20 protein-coding genes and 1 tRNA gene are annotated in these 18,851 nt (G+C 64.9%); 6 read left to right on the plus strand and 15 right to left on the minus strand.

What is annotated here, in order from left to right; translation table 11 throughout:
• Positions 1-72: 72 nt before the first annotated feature.
• The 3 genes from ACP59X_RS20955 (at position 73) to ACP59X_RS20965 (ending at position 1,278) form a co-directional block, all read left to right on the plus strand.
• Positions 73-393, plus strand: coding sequence for an IscA/HesB family protein (locus ACP59X_RS20955; protein ID WP_428562270.1), 321 nt, complete (start codon positions 73-75; stop codon positions 391-393).
• A gap of 120 nt (positions 394-513) precedes the next feature.
• Complete coding sequence (locus tag ACP59X_RS20960; protein ID WP_428562272.1) at positions 514-846, plus strand: IscA/HesB family protein; 333 nt, start codon at positions 514-516, stop codon at positions 844-846.
• Between the two features lie 105 nt (positions 847-951).
• On the plus strand, positions 952-1,278 hold the full coding sequence (locus tag ACP59X_RS20965; RefSeq protein WP_428562274.1) for a hypothetical protein: 327 nt from the start codon (positions 952-954) through the stop codon (positions 1,276-1,278).
• Positions 1,279-1,502: 224 nt separating this feature from the next.
• On the opposite strand, the gene ACP59X_RS20970 is transcribed toward ACP59X_RS20965, so the two are convergent.
• Positions 1,503-1,808 (minus strand): hypothetical protein, encoded by a 306-nt coding sequence (locus ACP59X_RS20970; RefSeq protein WP_428562276.1) that lies wholly within the window; start codon positions 1,806-1,808, stop codon positions 1,503-1,505.
• A 54-nt stretch (positions 1,809-1,862) separates the two neighbouring features.
• On the opposite strand from ACP59X_RS20970, the gene ACP59X_RS20975 reads away from it, so the two are divergent.
• Positions 1,863-2,249 carry a response regulator transcription factor gene (locus tag ACP59X_RS20975; protein WP_428562278.1) on the plus strand — a complete coding sequence of 129 codons (387 nt, stop codon included), beginning with the start codon at positions 1,863-1,865 and terminating at the stop codon, positions 2,247-2,249.
• A gap of 22 nt (positions 2,250-2,271) precedes the next feature.
• On the plus strand, positions 2,272-3,978 hold the full coding sequence (locus ACP59X_RS20980) for an HD domain-containing phosphohydrolase (protein WP_428562280.1): 1,707 nt from the start codon (positions 2,272-2,274) through the stop codon (positions 3,976-3,978).
• Positions 3,979-4,130: 152 nt separating this feature from the next.
• Here ACP59X_RS20980 and fabZ read toward each other — a convergent pair whose 3' ends face one another.
• The 6 genes from fabZ to lysS form a co-directional block, all read right to left on the minus strand.
• A complete protein-coding gene (fabZ, locus tag ACP59X_RS20985; protein WP_428562282.1) occupies positions 4,131-4,595 on the minus strand; it encodes a 3-hydroxyacyl-ACP dehydratase FabZ in 465 nt (154 codons plus the stop codon).
• A gap of 179 nt (positions 4,596-4,774) precedes the next feature.
• Positions 4,775-5,281: an OmpH/Skp family outer membrane protein gene (locus ACP59X_RS20990; protein WP_428562284.1), complete on the minus strand. Its 507-nt coding sequence runs from the start codon at positions 5,279-5,281 to the stop codon at positions 4,775-4,777.
• 163 nt (positions 5,282-5,444) lie between these two features.
• Complete coding sequence (gene bamA / locus ACP59X_RS20995; RefSeq protein ID WP_428562286.1) at positions 5,445-8,093, minus strand: outer membrane protein assembly factor BamA; 2,649 nt, start codon at positions 8,091-8,093, stop codon at positions 5,445-5,447.
• A complete protein-coding gene (locus tag ACP59X_RS21000) occupies positions 8,065-8,766 on the minus strand; it encodes an ABC transporter ATP-binding protein (RefSeq protein ID WP_428562288.1) in 702 nt (233 codons plus the stop codon). Before ACP59X_RS21000 ends, bamA begins: the two co-directional genes overlap by 29 nt.
• Positions 8,759-9,988, minus strand: a complete 1,230-nt coding sequence (locus ACP59X_RS21005; RefSeq protein WP_428562290.1) for a lipoprotein-releasing ABC transporter permease subunit — start codon at positions 9,986-9,988, stop codon at positions 8,759-8,761. Before ACP59X_RS21005 ends, ACP59X_RS21000 begins: the two co-directional genes overlap by 8 nt.
• Positions 9,985-11,577, minus strand: a complete 1,593-nt coding sequence (lysS, locus tag ACP59X_RS21010) for a lysine--tRNA ligase (protein ID WP_428562292.1) — start codon at positions 11,575-11,577, stop codon at positions 9,985-9,987. The genes ACP59X_RS21005 and lysS overlap by 4 nt, the downstream gene beginning before the upstream one ends.
• Before the next feature lie 183 nt (positions 11,578-11,760).
• On the opposite strand from lysS, the gene ACP59X_RS21015 reads away from it, so the two are divergent.
• Positions 11,761-11,836 (plus strand) — tRNA-Asn (locus ACP59X_RS21015).
• A gap of 205 nt (positions 11,837-12,041) precedes the next feature.
• On the opposite strand, the gene ACP59X_RS21020 is transcribed toward ACP59X_RS21015, so the two are convergent.
• The 8 genes from ACP59X_RS21020 to ACP59X_RS21055 form a co-directional block, all read right to left on the minus strand.
• On the minus strand, positions 12,042-12,323 hold the full coding sequence (locus ACP59X_RS21020) for a DNA methyltransferase (protein WP_428562294.1): 282 nt from the start codon (positions 12,321-12,323) through the stop codon (positions 12,042-12,044).
• Between the two features lie 14 nt (positions 12,324-12,337).
• Entirely contained in the window at positions 12,338-12,757 is a 420-nt protein-coding gene (locus ACP59X_RS21025; protein ID WP_428562296.1) for a hypothetical protein, read from the minus strand.
• A gap of 65 nt (positions 12,758-12,822) precedes the next feature.
• A complete protein-coding gene (locus tag ACP59X_RS21030) occupies positions 12,823-13,782 on the minus strand; it encodes a collagen-like triple helix repeat-containing protein (protein WP_428562298.1) in 960 nt (319 codons plus the stop codon).
• A 389-nt stretch (positions 13,783-14,171) separates the two neighbouring features.
• Positions 14,172-14,741 carry a hypothetical protein gene (locus ACP59X_RS21035; protein ID WP_428562300.1) on the minus strand — a complete coding sequence of 190 codons (570 nt, stop codon included), beginning with the start codon at positions 14,739-14,741 and terminating at the stop codon, positions 14,172-14,174.
• Between the two features lie 8 nt (positions 14,742-14,749).
• The gene (locus ACP59X_RS21040) at positions 14,750-16,687 is read right to left on the minus strand and encodes a collagen-like domain-containing protein (RefSeq protein ID WP_428562302.1); all 1,938 of its coding nucleotides are present in this window, start codon (positions 16,685-16,687) and stop codon (positions 14,750-14,752) included.
• A 1-nt stretch (position 16,688) separates the two neighbouring features.
• Positions 16,689-17,846 carry a hypothetical protein gene (locus tag ACP59X_RS21045; RefSeq protein WP_428562304.1) on the minus strand — a complete coding sequence of 386 codons (1,158 nt, stop codon included), beginning with the start codon at positions 17,844-17,846 and terminating at the stop codon, positions 16,689-16,691.
• Positions 17,847-17,849: 3 nt separating this feature from the next.
• Complete coding sequence (locus ACP59X_RS21050) at positions 17,850-18,170, minus strand: amidohydrolase (RefSeq protein WP_428562306.1); 321 nt, start codon at positions 18,168-18,170, stop codon at positions 17,850-17,852.
• Positions 18,171-18,179: 9 nt separating this feature from the next.
• Positions 18,180-18,605, minus strand: a complete 426-nt coding sequence (locus tag ACP59X_RS21055; RefSeq protein ID WP_428562308.1) for a hypothetical protein — start codon at positions 18,603-18,605, stop codon at positions 18,180-18,182.
• Positions 18,606-18,851: the final 246 nt, after the last annotated feature.

An 18,851-nucleotide genomic window follows, 5' to 3' on the forward strand; every position in this document is an offset into this window, starting at 1 on the left:
CGGGCGCGTTCCATTTGACTTTCCGATCGGTCGTGCTTAGTTGCATCGAACGAGCTTGCCCAGGAGGATTCCATGGTCGAATTGACGGTCAGTGCAAAAACCCAACTCGACGGGTATTTTGCCGAAAAAGAAAAAAGCCCCATCCGGATATACCTCTCGTCCGGCGGCTGAGCTGGCCCGAGACTTGCGCTGGCTCTGGATGAGCCGCGCGACACGGACGAGGTCCTCGACGTTTCCGGATATACCTTTGTCGTCGAAAAAGAACTGCTTGAGAAAGCCTCGCCCATGGTGGTCGACATGACCTACATGGGTTTTTCGGTCAGCTCCCGCCTGGAACTGGGCGGAGGCGGCTGCGGCTCTTCCTGCTCCAGCGGCTCTTGTTCCACGGGCTGATCCCCGGGAAATATGCCATAGGGAATCACCGAAGGTTGGCGGCCGTTCCATAGGGCGACCGTATTTGACAAGCCAATCTTCGGTGATTACCCCTTTGGCAACTCTTTCCTGGAGGATCGCATGGTTTCTTTGACGGACACGGCGCGCGCCGAACTCGACAATTATTTCGCCGACAAACAGAAAACTCCCATACGCGTTTACCTCAACAAGGGCGGCTGCTGCGGCCCGTCCCTCACCCTTGCCCTGGATGAACCCCGTGACGGCGACGACGTCTTCGATTTGAACGGCTATACGTTCGTGGTGGACAAGGAACTCATGGCCATGGCCACCCCCATCACCGTGGACATGACGGACTACGGTTTTTCCGTCAGCTCCAGCCTGCAGCTCGGTGGCGGCTCCTGCGGCGCCGGCTCCTGTGGCGGCGGCTCCTGCGGTGGCGGCTCCTGCGGCTGATCCCGCAGCGGCATACCCGACGTTTTCGCAGGGGACCGCATTGGCCGGTCCCCTTTTGTTCCCGTTGACAGCCGGTTTTCCTCGCCGTAACTCCTGGGCATGGACATGCACCAAGCCGATCTCCTGCGTTTGACACCGGCCGCCAGTGCCGCCCTGGCCCTGCGGTTTCCCGAAGGCCAGCGCCCTTGCCTGCGCGTCTTCCTGTCCTTTCTAAGCGACAGCGGCCCGCGCCTGGAACTCTCCCTGGCCGAACCCGCTGGCGACGACGCCACCTTCGACACGGACGGCTGGCAATTGGTCGTCAATCGCCAGTTGTTACTCCAGGCCGCCCCCCTGGTGGTGGACTGCGACGAGACGGGCTTTCTGATCCAGTCCAGCCTGGATTTTTCCGAAGCCGGCGGCAATTGCGGCGGTGCCTGCGATTCCCATTGAGCCGCCCCAGGGTCGCAGCCCCTTTTCGTAGTCGGGGGGGAGTTGTTCCGTTTGCCTCGCTTCTTCGCTCCGTTGGTACCAGGCGCCGAAGCGAAGCGGCACGGTTCGCCGCGGGGGTGCATCCCCCGCCCAACCGGCCCGCCGGCGTCCTCGCGAGGCGGCTGACCGGTCTGTCAGCGCCCGCACGAGGCGCCTGGCCGACTGGCCCTTATTGCCAGCCGTGACTACACTGCCTGCCCTGGTGCCTGGGCAGGAGCGCCGAACTGCACGACGGCGCTGTCGCGGCACGCCTCGCGGACAGCCCTACGCCGTCTATCGCCACCGACAACGGCGCGTGCCACGATCACGGCTTGGTCGTTTACGTAATTTTCATTTTTTTTCGTGACCGCCAGTCCCTTTTTTTTCTTTCCTAGCCGTTCCTTTTTTTTGGTATTTTTTGAGCCGTCACCGGTCAAGTCCCTGTTTCCTAGCGTATTCCCCTCCGTGACGACCGGTTTTACAGCGTTTTTTTTCGGGTCACGCCTTGCCAAGAATCAGTCCTTTCACTACTATTCGAGCTGGTTGGCGCCATCAAGGAGACCCGCATGCCCGGGAAGATACTCATCGTCGATGATGAGGTGCATATCCGCATGCTTCTTGAGCAAACGCTCGAGGAACTGGAAGAGGATCACGACGTGGAGATCCTTTCCGCCCAAAACGGCGAAGAGGGGCTGGCGCTGATTCGCTCCGCCAAACCCGATGTCGTGTTTTTGGACATCATGATGCCCAAGCTCAATGGCTACGAGGTCTGCCAGCATGTCAAGGAAGACCCGTCCATCACCGGCATCGGCATCGTGCTCCTGACGGCCAAAGGCCAGGAAGTCGACCGGCGGCAAGGCCTCGACCTCGGCGCGAGCCGCTATATGACCAAGCCGTTCGATCCCGACGAGGTCCTGCGCGTGGCCAAGGAACTGTTGGGCATAGGCGACTGACGCGCGACGGCTGCGAGGATCCATGGTTCCGCTTCGCCGTCTCCTCAAAAAAAGGCTGTTGGCACCCCTGCTCGACCGGGCCGAGACCTTTCTCGGGCCGGGTTGGCAGGCGCGCGTTCGCGAACATGGCGATACGCCGCCCACGGCCTGCCACAGCGAACCCCTGCGCCTCGACGGCGCCCTTGTCGGCTACCTGGATTGCTGCCCGCCGCCTGCGGCCTGTCCGGAGTCGGCCCGGGCGGCCGTACTGCCCGGCATGGCCCGCTTCGTCGCCGACTGCCTGGAACAGGCCATTGCCGGCGAAGCGGCCAAACGCAGCCTGGCGGCCGAGGCTCTGGGCAAATACCGCGAAATTTCCCTGCTCCACCGGGCGACCCTGAGCCTCAACGGCTCCTTGCGCCCCCGCGACGCGGCCCAGGCCCTGCTTTTGGAATGCCGCCAGGGCGAAATCCCTGCCGAGGCGGGGATGGTCTTCCTGCGGGCGCCGGGCAGCGACACTTTCACCCCCATCGCCGGCTACGGCGAAGTCGGGGACTGGCACATGGCCGACACGGCCCGCTCCACGCTGTTCTGGGACGTGGCCCGCACCCAGAAGGGGGAGATCGTCAACGACCTGGACCGGGACACCCGCTGGCGGGGCGAGGCCCGCCTGGGCTCCCTGCTGCTGTGCCCGCTGTGCGCCGCCAGCCGCTGCGTGGGCATGCTGGCCCTGGGCGCGGCCACGGCCGGGCGTTTCGAGGCCAGCCACCTGCAGTACGTGGGCACCCTGGCCACGGTCGCCGGCATCGCCCTGGGCAACGCCCTGCATTTCGAATCCGTCCAGGGGCTCATCAATTCCCTCATGCAGGCCCTGGCCACGGCCATTGATGCCCGCGACCCCTTCACCGCCGGTCATTCCCAGCGGGTGGCCCGCCTGGGCGTGGCCCTGGCCAGGGTCGTGCACCTGGATCGGCGTTTTTTCCCGGACGTGTGCTTTTCGCCAAACGACCTCGAAGAGCTTCTTTTCGCCGGCCTGTTGCACGACGTGGGCAAGATCGGCATCCGCGAGGAAGTCCTGACCAAGGCCACGCGCCTTTCCCAAGGCACCATGGACGTCATCGGCCAGCGCCTGGCCCTGGAAGCCCTGGTCACGGGCGCCCTGGCCGATGCGGATTACGAACGCCTTTCGCGCATCAACGCCGGGGATACGGTCAGCCGCGAGGACGCCCTGTTCGTGGCCGGCCTCGGCGCGCGCCAGGTCGGCATCGGCGACCGGTCGTTTTCGCTTTTAAGCGAGCGGGAGATCACCTGCCTGCTCATCCCGCGCGGCAACCTGACGCCCGAGGAACGCCGGGAAATCGAGCGCCACCCGGCGGAATCCCACCGCATCCTGCGCCACATCCCCTTCCCCGACAACATGGCCCGGCTGCTCGACATCATTTCCCAGCACCACGAGCGCCTGGACGGATCGGGCTATCCGGGCGGCCTCAAGGACGCCGACATCCTCCTGCAAAGCCGCATCATCGCCATCGTGGACATCTACGATGCCATCACCATGGCCCGGCACTACAAGCCCGCCCTGCCACGCGAAAAGGCCCTGGGCATCCTGTGGCAGGAAGCCAGGGCCGGGCGCATCGACGCGCGCCTGGTGGAACTTTTGGCGGACAATATCGGCGCGGTGGAGGCGGACTGCCAGCGCCTGGAAGGCCGGCCCGACCTGACGGCCTTTCTGGAAGCCGACCTGGCCTGATCCCGCCGCCCCGTCACACGGAGCCCACGGCCGGGCCGGCGCCGGCCTCGGGCATGGTCACCGAACGGCCCAGGCCGTGGGGCTCGTCCCGTCGACCGACCGGCTCCGCAGTGCGCGCGGCCCAGCCGACAGGCCGTTGGCCTTCCGGACCGTCAGCCCAAGGCTTTCTTGTCGGCCACGGCGGCGGACAATTCCGCCTCGGCCACGAGCACCCCATCCACATGGGCCTCGGCCCGCATCCGGCACAAGGTCAGCCGGCGTTTGAGGTCGAAGCAGCGCAGCCGCAACTGGTCGCCCGGCACCACGGGTCGGCGGAATTTGGCCTTCTCCACCCCGGTGAACATGAAAATGCGGTCGCCCAGGGGGCCTTCCAGGCTTTTGGACACGAGCACCCCACCGGCCTGGGCCAGGGCCTCCAGGATGAGCATGCCCGGCATGACCGGCGCGCCGGGGAAATGCCCCTGGAAAAAGGGTTCGTTGATGGTCACGTTTTTGATGGCCACAATGGACTGGCCCGGCACGAATTCGAGGACCCGGTCCACGAGCAGGAAGGGGTAGCGATGGGGCAGGAGGTCGAAGATCTCGCCGATGCCGATGCCGTCTGGCGCTGCGGTCATGGGTTTCTCCCGTTGGGTGTGAAAAGGGCCGAAGCGCAACGCGCTTCGGCCCGAACAACCGCCGGCACGGACACCAGGACCTGCCGTGATGCCTGCCGGATAGCAAGGTTCCGCTTTATCGCCCCAGTCGTCGGCCCGTACGGACGCGGCCCCACTCCCGGACGCCGGGTAGCCCGACCCTACTTGCTCTTGTCGAACTGCGCCTGGACAGCGGCCGTCACGTCCATGCTGGGATCGTAGTACGGCACGCTGCGGGCTTCCAGGATCACGGTGTAGCCGTTCTTGCTGGCGTACTCGGTGACGATCTTCTGCAGGCGCGACAGCAGGGGCTGGAGCACGGACTGCTGGGCCTGCTGCTCTTCCTGCTGCAGCTTGTTGCGGTCTTCGATGTACTTGCGGGCCTTGCCCTCGAAGTCGGCCGCCTTGCTCTTCATGGCGTCCTGGGACAGGGCCACGCTTTTTTTCTGCAGTTCGTCCTGCATCTTCTTGAGGTCTTCGCCCTGGGCGGCCAGCGCCTTCTCCCGCGACTCGAACTTGGTCTTGAGGCCCGACAAGGCCGTCTTGCCCGCGCTGGAGTTGGACAGGGCGTCATCAAGGTTGATGATGCCGATTTTGCCCTGGGCAAACGCCGTCATCGGCACAACCAAAAAAGCCAACACGATAACCATCCGCACCATAACGCCCATGCTCGACTCCTTGCTCGTCCGTGTTTCGGGGGGCTTTCGCCCCCCGGTTGGATAGTCCCGTTATCGACGGGGACAGACGCTGCGGCAGCCCATGCGTCGGTCCCGGCCCGTAACACGTGCGCCCGGTCGCGAAACCGGGCGCGCGCCATACATCCGTATTGCCCTAGAAGGTCTGGCCCATGGAGAAACCGATCTGCGACGGTTGCATGTTGTGGTCGGCCGCGTCGAGGCCGTAGCCGTATTCGACCCGGATCAGGCCCATGGGCGAATACCAACGCAACCCGGCGCCGACGCTCTTGTAGATGTCCGAGTTGATGAGGTTGTAGTTGCCCCAGGAATTACCGGCGTCGAAGAAGGCGACGCCGAGCAGGCCGATGGACTTGCTGATGGGGAAGATGGTCTCGAAGTTGGTGAAAGCCTCGGCCTTGCCACCGATGCGTTCGTGGGTCCAGGGGTCCTTGGGCGAGATCTTGTCCACTTCGTAACCGCGCACGTTGTTGATGCCGCCGAGGTAGAAGCGCTCGTAGACCGGGATGTCGCCGCCGGCGTTGGGGAAGATCATGCCGACCTGGCCGCGCCAGTGGAAGACCATGTCCAGGGGCAGCGGATAGAAGAAGTTGGAGGTGAACATGGGTTTGACGAAGGCATCGTCGCCGCCCACGATACCGCCGGCGTACTCCAGGGACAGGGTGTTTTTCGTGCCCTTGGTCGGCTTGGTGGCGCTGTCGATGGTGTCGCGGTCGATCTGGGCGAACACCGAGCTCGACCAGTGCCAGCCGGCCGACTGCTGGATGACGCTCGAGGCGTTCCAGTTGGTATGATAGATGTGGTAGTGGTCCAGGCGGTAGTCCCACGACAGGATCGTGTACTCGCCCAAGGGGTAGGCGAAGCGGAGCTTGCCGCCCGAGGTGGACTTCTTGAAGTCGTCGTAGGCCTTGTAGACCTGGTAGACGTCGGCGCCCACGGCCAGGTTGGAGTCGTACACGCGCGGGTTGGTGAACGACAGCACGCCTCGGCTGGACTTGCCGCTGAACATGCCCTGGAACTTGGCGTGGTAGCCTTTGCCGAAAAGGTTTTTCTCCTCCACGGAACCGCCGAAGAAGACGCTGTCCGAGGTCGAGTAGCCGGCACCGAGGCTGATGGCACCGGTGTTCTTGTCCTTGACCTTGACCTTGATGTCCACTTCGTTGGGGTTGTCGGTGGGCACGGTCTCGATGTCGACCTTTTCGAAGTATTCGAGCTTGTCCAGGCGCTCGTTGGACCGGCGCAGCTTGGAGCCGGAGAAGAGGTCGCCGTCGGCCAGCTTCACTTCGCGGCGCACCACGTTGTCGCGGGTCTTTTCGTTGCCCTCGATGGTGACACGGCGCACGTAGACCTTGCGGCCCTTGTTGACCACGTAGACGAGGTCGATGACCTTGGTGTCGGGATGCTTTTGCATGTCGACGTCGGCCTCGGCAAAGGCGTAGCCGTCGTCGGCGTAGAGCTCGGCCAGGGCATTGAGGTCGTCGCGCACCACGGACCGGTTGAAGTATTCGCCCTTGGCCGACAGCTCGTCGAGCTTGACGCGGTCCATGAGCTTGGGCTCGTCGTAGAGCAGGTCGCCGGAGAAGGCCACGGAACCGACCTTGTAGCGGTCGCCCTCCTCCACCCGGAAGATGACGGTAATGCCGTCGTCGCCGTAGACGACGTCGGGCTGGCCGACCTTGGCGTCCACGAAGCCGCGGTTGGCGTAGTAGGCCTCGATGGCCGCGGCGTCACGCTCGAGCATTTCCTCCTTGAGCACGCCCGACCCGGTGACCCAGGACCAGAAGTGCCGCGTGGAGGTGGACAGTTCCGACTCGATGTCGCCGGCCGGAATCTGCTTGGCGCCCTCGATCTTGACTTCCTTGATGTAGAGCTTTTTCGGCTCTTTGATGATGATGTTGAGGCGGGCCACCCGGGGGTCGGTCTGCTCGAGTTCGTAGGTGACCTCGGTCTTGTAGTAGCCCTTCTTGCTGTAGAGTTCGCGGATCTTGCCCAGGTCGTCGGCCAGGACCGTGAGGTTGAGGACGCCGCCGGCCTTGGTGCTCATGGCTTCCAGGACGTCGTCCTTTTTCACGTCGCCGTTGCCGGTGACGCCGATGGCCTGGATGCGCGGCTTCTCCTTGACCACGAAGGTCAGGCGCTTGCCGCCGGGCACGTCGTCGAGGCGCACCTGGACGTCGTCGAAGTAGCCCATGTCGAAGAGCTTCTTGATGTCGTCGTTGACGGCCTTGGGGTCGTAGGTCTGGTTGACCTGGCTCTTGATCTTGAGGAGGACGACCTCCTTGTCGAGGATGGAGTTGCCCTCCACGTCGACTTCCACGATGCGGCTGGAACCGCCCACGGCCGAAACGCGCGGGATGATCTTCTGGGCCAGCTCCCCGGCGGCGGCGTCGAGGCCGACGAGGTTTTTGGCCGCGGCGAAGACCGACTCGGGCGTGCCGCCCGTGACCCGGGCGATGCGGGCGTCGAGGCTCAGGCCCTCGCCGACCTTGGAAATGGAGCCGAAAACCACGTAATCGGCCCGGGCCCCGGCGGCCAGCTTGCGGGCCGCGGCCACGTCCGTGACGGCCTTGCCGCCCTCGGCCTGGGCGGCCACGCCGCCGGCCTTGAGCTTGTCGGCCAAAATACTGGGCAGGCTTCCCTGGACGGACTGCAAGGCGTCGGCCGCATTGATCTCAAAGGGCAGCACCAGGACCTTGCCGGACTGGGCCAGGGCCTGGCCGGCGGCCAGGACAAGGCAGGCGACAAGGAAAAGCCCCCTAAGACCGTGACGTTTCATTGCGCGCATAGAGTTCTCCACCCTGCAGCTCCAGTCTCCGGCCCATCGCAGCGGCCAGGTTATGGTTGTGGGTGACCACAACCAAGGTCATGCCAAGCTCGGCGTTGAGCCGGACGAGCATGTCGCCCACTTTCGCGCCAGTGGCTTCGTCGAGATTGCCGGTGGGTTCGTCGGCCAGCAGTACCTCCGGCCGTAATAGGACAGCACGGGCGATGGCCGCCCGCTGTCTCTCTCCCCCGGAAAGCGTTGTTACCCTGTGTTCGGCCCTTTCATCAAGTCCCACGAGCGACAAAGATTCCCTGGCCCGAGCAAAAGCTTCACGTCGGTCCATCCGGGCAATGAGCGCCGGCATGGCCACGTTTTCCAATGCGGTGAATTCCGGCAAGAGATGATGGAATTGAAAGACAAAGCCGATCTCCCGATTGCGCACCCGGGCCGCCTCGGCCGGGGACAGGGCGGCCAGGTCGCGGCCCCGGAACCGGATCTCGCCGGCCGTCGGGGTGTCCAGGGCCCCCAGCAGGTGCAGCAGCGTGGATTTGCCCGAGCCCGACGCCCCCAAAATGGCCACGGTGTCGCCGGCGGCAATCTCGCAATCGAGCCCTTTGATGACCACCACTTCCTCGGCCGGCCCCTGGTAGACCTTGCGCAGGCCGCGCAGCGCGTAAAGGGGCGCCTCAGTCATGGCGCAGGGCCTCCGTGGGCTTAAGGCGCGCGGCCTGGCGGGCCGGATACAAGGTGGCCAGAAAACACAGGGCCAGGGCCGTTGCGCCGATGACCACCATGTCCGGCCAATCCAGGCGCACCGGCAGATGGTCCATGGGATAGACGTCGCCGGGAATCTTGATGAACTGGTATTTTTCCAGGGTCAGCGCCACGCCCAGGCCCAGGGCGTAGCCCAGCGCCGTGCCCACGACCCCGATGATGGCCCCCTGGAGCATGAAGATGTCCCGGATGTTTTTGGCCGTGGCCCCCATGGACATGAGGATGGCGATGTCGCGGGTCTTTTCCATGACCAGCATGACGAGCGTGGTGATGATGGAAAAGGAGCCCACCAGCACGATCATGACCAGGATCACGAACATGGCCGTCTTTTCCAGGTGCAGGGCCTTGAAAAGGTTGCCGTTCATGTCGATCCAGGTGCGCACGTAGACCGGCGGCCCGCCCAGGGCCTGGCGGACCTTGGTCGCCAGGGCCTCCACGGCGTCCACGTCGGCCACCTTGAGCTCCAGCCCGGTGACGATGTCGCGCTTGAAACCGAGCAACTCCTGGGCGGCCGGGATGGAGACGTAGGCCAGGGTGGAGTCGTATTCGTACATGCCGGTCTTGAAAAACCCGCGCACGGCAAAGGTCTTGACCTTGGGCGAAAAGCCGGCCGCGCTTTCCTTGCCCGCGGGCGACATGAGGTTGAGCGTGTCGCCAAGGGACAGCCCCAGCCGGTCGGCCAGCTCGCGGCCCACGATGATGCCCGGGAAAATGCCCTGGGCATCGAGGTCCTCCAGGCGGCCGGCAGTCATCTCGCCGGGCAGGGCCAGGACCTTGCCGGCCGAGGCCGCGTCGACCCCGCGCAGGACCACGCCCTTGACCCCCCGGGGGCTCGACAGCATGACCTCGGTGTAGACGAACGGCGTGGCCCCGAGCACCCCGGGCACGGCCTGGGCCTTTTCCATGTCGGCCCGGTAGTCGTGCAGGGCCCCGCCGGCCACGGCCGCCACCATGTGGGCGTTGATGCCGAGGATCTTGTCGCGCAGCTCGGTGGAAAAGCCGTGCATCACCCCGACCACCACGATCAGCGAGGCCACGCCGAGCCCCACCCCGAGCACGGAGATCAGCGAAATGACCGAGATGAAGGCCTGCTTCTGCCGGGCCAGGAGGTAACGTTTGGCGATGAAGTATTCGAAACTCATGAACCGGGCGAGCCCTCGGGTCGCAGCAGCGGAAACAGGATCACCTCGCGGATGGAGGCCTGGTCGGTGAGCAGCATGACGAGCCGGTCGATGCCGATGCCCTCGCCGGCCGCCGGCGGCATGCCGTACTCCAGGGCCCGGACGTAGTCGTCGTCCATCTGGTGGGCCTCGTCGTCGCCGGCTTCCTTCTCGCGGACCTGCTCCTCGAAGCGCAGGCGCTGGTCCACGGGGTCGTTGAGTTCGGAGAAGGCGTTGGCCATCTCCCGGCCGGCGATGAACAGCTCGAAGCGGTCGGTGATGCTCGGGTCGTCGGTATTTTTGCGCGACAGCGGCGAGATCTCCGTGGGGTAATGGTAGATAAAGTGCGGCTGGACGAGCTTGGGCTCGACGAAGATGTCGAAGAGCTTGGCCTGGACCTTGCCGAGCTTTTCGCCCTTGAGGACCTTCTCGCCGCTTTTTTCCACCAGCGCCTTGGCCGCGTCGAAGTCGCCATACACGGCGGGGGATATGCCGCCGATGGTCTCCAGAGAGTCATGGAAGCGCACCCGGGCCCATTTCCCCTCGGCCAGGCAGATCTCCTGGCCCTGGTAGGTCACGGTGTCCGAACCGGTGACGGTGCGGGCGATGTGGGCGAACAGCCGCTCGGTCAGGTCCATGAGGTCGGTGTACCGGGCAAAGGCCCAGTAGAACTCGCACATGGTGAATTCGGGGTTGTGGCGGGTGGAGATGCCTTCGTTGCGGAAGTTGCGCCCGACCTCGTAGACCTTCTCGAAGCCGCCGACGAGCAGGCGCTTCAAGTAGAGTTCCGGGGCGATGCGCATGTAAAGCCCCATGTCCAGGGCATTGTGGTGCGTGATGAACGGCCTGGCCGTGGCGCCGCCGGGGATGGCCTGCATCATGGGGGTCTCGACCTCCATGAAGCCGGCGCCGTCCAGGAAGGCGCGCAGCTCGCGCACGATAGCCGTGCGGGCCTTGAAGATCTCCACGGATTTGGGCGTGACGATGAGGTCCACGTAGCGCTGGCGGTAGCGGGTCTCGACGTCCTTGAGGCCGTGGTATTTTTCGGGCAGGGGCCGCATGGACTTGGTCAGGAGGGTCACCCCGGCAGCGTGCAGCGTCAGTTCGCCGGTCTTGGTGCGAAAGAGCTTGCCGGTTACGCCGACGATGTCGCCGATGTCGAACTTCTTGAAGGTGGCATAGGCTTCCTGGCCCAGGGTTTCGCGTTCGGCGAAGGCCTGCAGCCGGCCCGAGGCGTCCTGGATGGTGAAAAAGGTCACCTTGCCGAAGGAGCGCAGGGACACGATGCGGCCGGCCAGCTTGAAGGTGTCGGCCAGGCCGGCCAGGGCCTCGTCGTCCAGGGGTTCGTGGGCGGCGGCCACGGCACCGATGTCGTCGGCCTTGGCGAAGTCGTTGGGGTAAAGCGGCACGCCCTCGTCAAGGAGCTGTACGGCCTTGGCGATGCGGTTTTTGAAAACTTCGTTGAGTTCGTCCCGGGCGTCGAGGCTTTCGAGCAGGGGGCGGAAATCCTCCACCCGCTTGGACTTGACCGGGAGCTTGTATTCTTTTTTGCGTGGCGCGTCGGTGCCCACGGGGATACTCCGTGTTTTGGGGCGTGTTGGCTTGGCGAAGCGGGCAAGCGCATTTGGGTACGAGAAATGCGTGACGCCGTCAAGAATTGCCGTCGGGACCGGACGGACTGTTTTTTCCGGTCCCGGCAAAAAGCGCTTGACGCCCGGGGCGGGGCGGTATAAATGGCTTCCTCGCTTCGATGTTCCCCGGTAGCTCAATTGGCAGAGCGGGTGGCTGTTAACCACTAGGTTGGCGGTTCGAGTCCGTCCCGGGGAGCCAGAATATCCAGGGCGTTGGCCGAGTAGGCCGACGCCCTTTTTCTTTTGCAGGCAGTTTTGTCCCCCACCTGTCCCCCAATTTGTGATTGTACGCGGGTGAAATCGTGCGAAGGTCACCCGGCCCGCTAGAACGCGCAACTTAGTTTGAGAATTTGTGTAGGTTAGTTTGAGAAATACCCCTGCGCTGTGCAGGGGGATTTCTCGGGTTACTTTTTGCGCTGCTCGGCCGCTCCGATGCGCTCGCCTGCCAGTCGGTAATACTCCCCTGACAACTCCATCCCGACGAATCGCCTGCCTGTCTCGATGCACGCCAACGCCGTGGTGCCGCCACCCAGGAATGGGTCGAGGACCATGCCTCCCTCGGGCGTGACGCTCAGCAGGTCGATCAGCAGCGGCAGTGGCTTGCCCGTCAAATGGACCTTTTGCGAGGTCACGACATTATGATGATAGACCCCGGGAAAGCAGCGCCGCGTCCAAGCCTTGCCCACCCGTATGATCCGCTTTATGGCCGGCTATCCTTGGGCAGGGTGATATTGATCGGCACCGCCAACACCTCGTCAACCGACATTGCGGCATAGATGCGGTCCACCAGTTTCCCTGCCTGCCCAATCACGGCTCCGCTTACGGTGGACCATGACAGGCGCTTTACCATGATCCGTTGGGCCAGCACAGTCTTTGTCACGCCGCTAGCCGTGGTCATGGCGTCGAGCATGGGCGTGGGTGCTTGGGCATCGGCCAGATACGCGGCGGCCTCCTGGGCCTGGGTATCCCATGTCTGGCGCTCCATGACGCCATAGCGAGAGGCCATCGGCAGCAGGATAGCATCACTGGCGGCGGCCACCTCTGCCGCCCGAGCTGCTTTGATCGATTCAAGCTCCTCGAGGCGATCGACAAAAAACTCACTGTACGACTCGTCATCCATACAATGCTCCGGGCCTGCGACAGCCCGGCAACCGTATACGCCACTTGTTTTTACCGCATACCCCATTATATATTATCCTCCCAGCCATAGACGGATGTCTTTGCTCCATTATCTTGAGCAACGTAGTAGTTTGTTGATTCTAGTAAAATACTACATTGCCTTGTGTAATAATACCCATTTTGATTGCTGCCCTCGACGTGAAATGCTGCAATCGATTGCGGCCAACCTGAGAATGATACGTCATTATTTGGAGTGACAAAAATACTCGCCCCATATACGCCCGTCACCAGTAGCAATATATGAGACGCTGTCGGGGGGACAAAGCCCGAAACCGAGACGGGACGCAGTGTTAGCGGATTGGTTAATGCGCCTATCGCTCCGGAAGATGCTATGGGCCATGCTTTTAAGTTGCCGGTAGATGAAATCTTGTATTGAACGCATCGGCCGTATTGCGTAAATCCCAATGGAAATTTGTTGGACGAATCAGTACGAATCCAGCCGACGCGTGTAAAAAACGTATAACCGTCTGGAAGCGCAGGAGCTGCTAGGCTAGATGACAGTAGGGCCGACACTGTACCGTTGGTCTTAGCAATCACGAAGACCGCATACCACGAATCGACTGCAATGGTGCCGTTATCCAACCCGCCATCACCGGTGACGGCCGTTGAGACGGTGGAAGAAATCGACCGCAGCGACAAGCCACTATTGGTCATGTCGCGTAGGACCAATTCCTCGGCGCCGATATGCACTATGGCATCGGTACCGGAGGCCGAGAGGTTAAGGCCTCGATACGCGCATGTGCAAGGCCCGATCGGGCCTTGTGGCCCGATCGGGCCTTGCGCTCCACGCTGCCCGGTCACGCCCTGCACGCCAATAGGCCCCCGTGGCCCCATGATGTTGATGACGGGGACCCCCCACGAGGCGGATTTGGGGCCGTAGACATCGCCGGTCACCGTGTCGAGATACATGTCACCGGGGTCGCCCATGCTCGCCAAGGGGACACCCGGCTCGACAACCCAGATCACGGACTCGCCGGCCGGCCCCTGTGGGCCGGCCGGTCCTTGGTCGCCTCGGGGGCCGGTCGCTCCGGGCGGGCCGGTCTCGCCACGTGGGCCGGCCGGGCCACGTGGCCCTGTCGCGCCTGTGGGGCCGGCCGGGCCTCGCGGGCCTGTCGCGCCTTGCGCGCCTGCCGCGCCTGTGGGGCCGGCGGCCCCTTTGAGCACGGCGACGGGCGCGCCCCACGAATCGGTTTTGGGGCCGTACACGGCGCCGCAGGCCGTGTCGAAATACATGTCGCCCCGGTCGCCGAGATCCTGGCCCGGGGCACCGGCCCCTTGCAGCCAGGCGGCGGCGTCGCCCGCCGGACCGCTATCCCCCTTGGGGCCTTGGAGGATGGTCGTGACGCTGATGTCCGTCATGGCTGTCCCACATCCGGCAAGCTGATGGCAAGCGGCACGGCCAGCACGTCGGCCACGGTCGTGCAGTCATTGAGGCGGGCCACGAACACTTGCCGCTGGCCGGCGACATTCGACACAATGGCCGTCCATGTTTCGTCATTGGCCAGCACGGATATGGCAAATTGCCCGACATCCTCTCTCGTGACAGCGGTGATTCCCCTGATGGTCGGGATGTGGTCTACGCGCTTTTCCGGGTCGTCGCTGTCAGGATTCGGCGCGTCAGCCAACGTTGGGTCGGCCAATAAAGCTTTGGCCTCGGCGAGTTGCTTGTCCCACGTCTTGGTCTCCCAGATCGGGAACCGCGCTGCCAACGGCGTCAGAACCGCGTCGCAGGCCGCCGCCGCCTCGGCCACGCGCGCCGCTACGGCGTCCGTCAGCGACACCGACCAGGCCTGCCCGATCTCTACTGCCGAGCCGTCAGGCACGGTGAGGACAAGACAGCCGGCATACCCGGGGACGCCGGATATGTATTGGGCGTCGCCGTGCGTTGCTTTCACCAATCCGTCCGTGGCAATGACTATTTTCATGGCGTGACCTATGCGTTTGTGATGTAGGCGTTACCGTTGCCGACCGTATTGAGCGCGGGAGAATAGTTCGTTGCCACCTCGCGGAAAACCGGACTGGAGACTAGGCTCGTGTTGCTCCTGTATTGCGATATTGCCGTCGTGCATTTTGAGAATACACAGGAGGCGTTGAGATTTACTATGGCACTATAGCAAACGGCGCCATATTCCGTGTTGTAAAAATAGACTGTCGTTAAATCAAAAACACTTCCAGCCCCGAGGAAGACCCCCCGGCCCCAGCCTTCGAGAATAAGCCGACTCCCCACGGTCGCGAATCCTGCTTTCGACGAGTAGATGCCACGGTATGACGACGTGCCGACGATTCGAAAGCCACGGAGTCCATACAGGGCATGCGGGCTGGCGAACGTGAAGCCGTGGCTGCCCGTGAAATTAAGCAGGCAACGGTTGCACGGCTTGATGACGAGACTGCCGCCCCCGACCGTCGCCGAGGCTACCGCATCGCCGGAGCAGCCGATGGTGGTATAGCCGTCGGCATACGAGACGGACGTGGCTTTATACGCGCCATTGGTGTTTGCCGTGGAGCTCCCCGTCACGCCGAGGACATCGCCGACCAGCAGCGTTGCGGTGTAGTCGCCCGCCACGGTGATGGTCTTTGCCGTGGGATCGATGGCCGATATCGATACTGTCGTTTCCGCCGAAACGTTGCCCAGGATTTGAATCTTATCCAGGTCGGGGTGGCTGAGCAGTATCGTGCTGGCGATCGTGTAGGTGCCGTCCGCGCACTGGATGGTGACCAACACGCCGTCGCCAATCGCTTTTGCGGCAATACTGGACAACGCCTTGGCGATGCTGGCGTAGGGGTACAGCGCCGTACCACTCCCCGTGGCATCGCTGCCGTACGGGGCGACATAGATCGTCGTATTGTCCGTGATCAGCTGCCGGAACGGGCGAATCCAGGCATCCAGATACCCCGAGGCATCAGTGAGCGGGATGCGGAGCGCCCCGGGCGTCTGCGAGGCGCTGGCCGGGTTTTGGGCGACGAGCACATTGTCGTCGAGGGTGGCCAGCCCCAGGGCCACCGCGCGAGTAGCAATGAAGGCGTCCAGCGAGGCCCGCATGGCTGCCTGGAGATCGGCCAGGTTGACCAGGCTGGCCGAACCGCTGTGCGGGTTGGGGGCTTGCGCATGGTCCTGCCTGTATGCCGTTTCGGCGGCTAGGCCCGAGCCAAGGGCCTCCAAAGCAGTATCGATCTGGGCGTGCGTCTTGGTGCCGATGTTGGACAGCTGTGTGTGGTCGGTGGTGCCAGGGGTGCCAGGCGCACCTTGCGGGCCTGTTTCGCCCTGCGGGCCGGCAGGACCTTCCGGGCCGGCCTCGCCCCGGGGGCCGGCCGGCCCCTGGACGCCGATTGGGCCTTGCGGCCCCTTGGCGTTGATAACGGGCACCCCCCATGTCGTCGCCTTGGGGCCGTAAATGGCGCCGGTCACCGTGTCGAGGTACATGTCCCCGGATGCGCCGACGCTCGCGGTGGGCGCGCCCGGCCCCACGATCCACGAGGCGGCGTCGCCCGGCTGGCCCTGTGGCCCCTGGGGACCGGTGGGGCCAGTTGGGCCGGCCGGGCCTTGCGGACCGGCTTCGCCCTGTGGCCCGGCCTCGCCCTGGGGACCGGTGGCGCCTTGCGAACCGGTCTCGCCGTAGGGACCGCTCGGGCCGATGGGGCCGGTCTCGCCCTGCGGCCCCGGCTCTCCTTTGAGGACGACGACAGCGTCACCCCAGGTCGTCGTCTTGGGGCCGTAGACAGCGCCGGACGCCGTATCGAGGTACATGTCCCCGGTGGCGCCGACATCCGCCGCCGGGGCGCCGACGCCCGTCGACCAGGCGCTGGCCGCGCCGCGCGGCCCGGTATCGCCCTTGGGCCCTTGCAGGATCTGGGTGACGGTGGTCTCAACCATATCAGCTCCAACCCATGGCGGCGAAACTGGTGGTAAGGACGTGGCCGTCACCCCCGGCGCCGCCCGGGGCATCGCCCCCGGTGCCTCCGGCGCCGCCGGTGGCGACCAGGTTGGGCGTGCCGGTGACGCCACCGAACACAAACAGGCCGGCAATGCCGCCGCCACTGCCGCCGCCGCCCGGGCCGTTTGATCCGGCACCGCCCGGCTTGCCGGCCGCCGAAATCACATGGCCGCTGGCCAGGGTCGCGGATTGGCGCACGAATGCCGCCAGCGTGCCGCCCGTGCCGTCGCTCCCGGCGACGCCCGCACCGACGCCGGCGCCGCCGGGATTGCCCGCGCCGCCGCCGGCGCCGTTGGTGTCCGGCACGCCGCTGGTCGCCGCGCCGCCCGGGCCGCCGTAGGGATCCCCAGGGTCGGCCGGAGCGTTTTTGCCGGTTGAGCCGACGGCCGCGCCGCCGCCAGGGCCGCCGCCCCAGATGCGCCCATGGCCGCCGCGTCCGGCCGAGCCGGCGCCGTTGTTGGCCATGCAGGCCGCGCCGCCGCTGCCGCCGCCGCCCGGGCCGCCACTGCCCGCCGCGCCGGCATTGCCCGCCGCATAGACGCCCCAGTTGTAGTTGATGGCTAGCCCGGCGCCGCCAGCCCCGCAGCCGGCAGCCGTCACGAGAGGCACGCCGTGCGGCACCCAGGTCGCCCAGTCGCAGCGGACGTCGCCCATGCCCGGCGGCGGGGCGGCGTACAGGACCGGGTCGAAAATGCAGAACCCCGTCTGCCTGATCCAATCCAGGAACCGCCGGTAGCTGGTATGGCGGCCGGTGAAGGTGATGGACTGCGGCACGAACAGGTCCCGGTCGACGGGCCAGCCGGCGTTGCCGGCCGCGCCGCGTCCGTCCATGGAGAGCTTGCCGGCGGCTTGCAGCACGAGGTTGTCGGCCACGAGCATCAGGCCCCGGCAGCGCACCGCCGCCGTCATTACGGCGGCCAGGGTCAGGGTGTCGTAGCGCGCGACCTGGATGGGGCCGTCCAACGTGGTCGCGATGGCCGTGTCGGTGCCGATCGTGGCGTCGCCGCGCGAGTCGTAGAGGGCGCAGAAGTGTTCCAGGCCGTTGCCGGGCGTCCAGGTGGCCGTCCAGGCAGGCGGATCGGACAGTTTGGATATCATGGCCTAATCCTCATCCCCGGACGCGAAAAAGGACATGCCGGCCACGGACGACAACACGCGGACCGTGTCCGGCGCCGTCTTCGCCGGCAGACAAATCTTGGTGTCCACGCTCACGGTATCGCTCGGGTCCAGCGTCGTGCGCACCAGCGTCGCCAGGATCGTCCCGGCGGCATCCGCGACCATGATTGCGACTTGGCCGGAATCGGAACCCGTGTTGCAGATGAACAGCCCCAGGACCACGGCCTCCTTGCCGGCGGCGGGTACGACCAGATCCGTGGCGACGTTCGGTGTCACGGAGCCCAGGGGCCAAATCTTGATCGCCATGGAAGCCTCCTAGAAAATGAGGGCCAGCCGTCTGGCCTGTTTGAGGATATCCTGGACCGACTGCGCCTGTGCCGCCTCGACGGCCGCCATGCGCGCCTCGATGGCCGTCATGGTGGCGGCCACGGCGGCCAGGGCGGCATCGACCGCGGCCAGCTTGGCGGCCACGGCGGCCGACTGCCCGGCCAGGTCCGCCTGGCCCTGGGCGATGAGGGCCTCGAGGTCCGCCCGCAGGCCCTCCACCAACGGCCGCACGGCGTCGTTGATGCGCGCCAGGCCGTAGTTGCGCACCTCGGCGATGGCCGCCTCCCAATCGGTGGACACGTTCTCCAGGACATCCAGTCGACGGACGATGTCGAAAAACCGCGTGTTGAATTCGGTGGCCGAGAGCGGGGTTATCCCATCGGTGAAGGCGTATTTTTCGGCGTCCTGGGTCATAGCGGCCCCTTATTTCGCCACGTCCATGCGCCCGGCGACGTGATAGACGCACAGCGCGGTCGTGGTCGTGCCCTCGATCTGGATCTTGTATTGGGACATGCGCCCCGCACATCTTGAGCGCGGTGGCCTTGATGGCGTCGGCCGCGCCCGCCGATGCTTCGATGGGGTGGATCAGGATGTCGCCGGAGTAGGCGTCGAAACGGTAGCTGGCCCGGTTGGGTTCGACCCCCAGTTCCATGGCCTCCA

Source organism: Solidesulfovibrio sp. DCME (genome assembly GCF_049995385.1).
Lineage (GTDB): Bacteria > Desulfobacterota > Desulfovibrionia > Desulfovibrionales > Desulfovibrionaceae > Solidesulfovibrio.

Coding starts and splice junctions, on each gene's coding strand:
- ACP59X_RS21040 (WP_428562302.1), bottom strand. CDS start 16,687: ATGGTTGAGACCACCGTCACCCAGATCCTGCAAGGGCCCAAGGGCGAT.
- ACP59X_RS21055 (WP_428562308.1), bottom strand. CDS start 18,605: ATGACCCAGGACGCCGAAAAATACGCCTTCACCGATGGGATAACCCCG.
- ACP59X_RS21035 (WP_428562300.1), bottom strand. CDS start 14,741: ATGAAAATAGTCATTGCCACGGACGGATTGGTGAAAGCAACGCACGGC.
- ACP59X_RS20960 (WP_428562272.1), top strand. CDS start 514: ATGGTTTCTTTGACGGACACGGCGCGCGCCGAACTCGACAATTATTTC.
- fabZ (WP_428562282.1), bottom strand. CDS start 4,595: ATGACCGCAGCGCCAGACGGCATCGGCATCGGCGAGATCTTCGACCTC.
- ACP59X_RS21025 (WP_428562296.1), bottom strand. CDS start 12,757: ATGGATGACGAGTCGTACAGTGAGTTTTTTGTCGATCGCCTCGAGGAG.
- ACP59X_RS20965 (WP_428562274.1), top strand. CDS start 952: ATGCACCAAGCCGATCTCCTGCGTTTGACACCGGCCGCCAGTGCCGCC.
- ACP59X_RS20975 (WP_428562278.1), top strand. CDS start 1,863: ATGCCCGGGAAGATACTCATCGTCGATGATGAGGTGCATATCCGCATG.
- ACP59X_RS21050 (WP_428562306.1), bottom strand. CDS start 18,170: ATGGCGATCAAGATTTGGCCCCTGGGCTCCGTGACACCGAACGTCGCC.
- ACP59X_RS21000 (WP_428562288.1), bottom strand. CDS start 8,766: ATGACTGAGGCGCCCCTTTACGCGCTGCGCGGCCTGCGCAAGGTCTAC.
- ACP59X_RS21045 (WP_428562304.1), bottom strand. CDS start 17,846: ATGATATCCAAACTGTCCGATCCGCCTGCCTGGACGGCCACCTGGACG.
- ACP59X_RS20990 (WP_428562284.1), bottom strand. CDS start 5,281: ATGGGCGTTATGGTGCGGATGGTTATCGTGTTGGCTTTTTTGGTTGTG.
- bamA (WP_428562286.1), bottom strand. CDS start 8,093: ATGCGCGCAATGAAACGTCACGGTCTTAGGGGGCTTTTCCTTGTCGCC.
- ACP59X_RS21005 (WP_428562290.1), bottom strand. CDS start 9,988: ATGAGTTTCGAATACTTCATCGCCAAACGTTACCTCCTGGCCCGGCAG.
- ACP59X_RS20980 (WP_428562280.1), top strand. CDS start 2,272: ATGGTTCCGCTTCGCCGTCTCCTCAAAAAAAGGCTGTTGGCACCCCTG.